The organism is Marinomonas arctica (assembly GCF_003259225.1).
Taxonomy (GTDB): Bacteria; Pseudomonadota; Gammaproteobacteria; order Pseudomonadales; family Marinomonadaceae; genus Marinomonas; species Marinomonas arctica.
In genome coordinates this window covers 1-357 of sequence record NZ_QHJF01000100.1, presented here as the reverse complement: position 1 = coordinate 357, position 357 = coordinate 1, and the positions used below count along the sequence as shown (strand labels likewise).

Here is a 357-nt window from a genome sequence, read left to right as displayed (position 1 = left end):
TGTGTTGCCAGCACGTCGTGGTGGGAACTCACGGGGGACCGCCGGGGTCAACTCGGAGGAAGGTGGGGATGACGTCAGATCATCATGCCCCTTACGTCCAGGGCTTCACGCATGCTACAATGGCCGGTACAACGGGATGCGACACCGCGAGGTGGAGCGGATCCCTTAAAACCGGTCTCAGTTCGGATTGGAGTCTGCAACCCGACTCCATGAAGGCGGAGTCGCTAGTAATCGCGGATCAGCAACGCCGCGGTGAATGCGTTCCCGGGCCTTGTACACACCGCCCGTCAAGTCATGAAAGTGGGTAGCACCCGAAGCCGGTGGCCCAACCTTTTGGGGGGAGCCGTCTAAGGTGAG

General features: G+C 60.8%; 1 rRNA gene. It reads left to right on the top strand.

Going from position 1 to position 357, the window contains the following annotated elements:
- A 16S ribosomal RNA gene (locus DK187_RS21005) occupies positions 1–357 on the top strand; the annotation flags it as partial.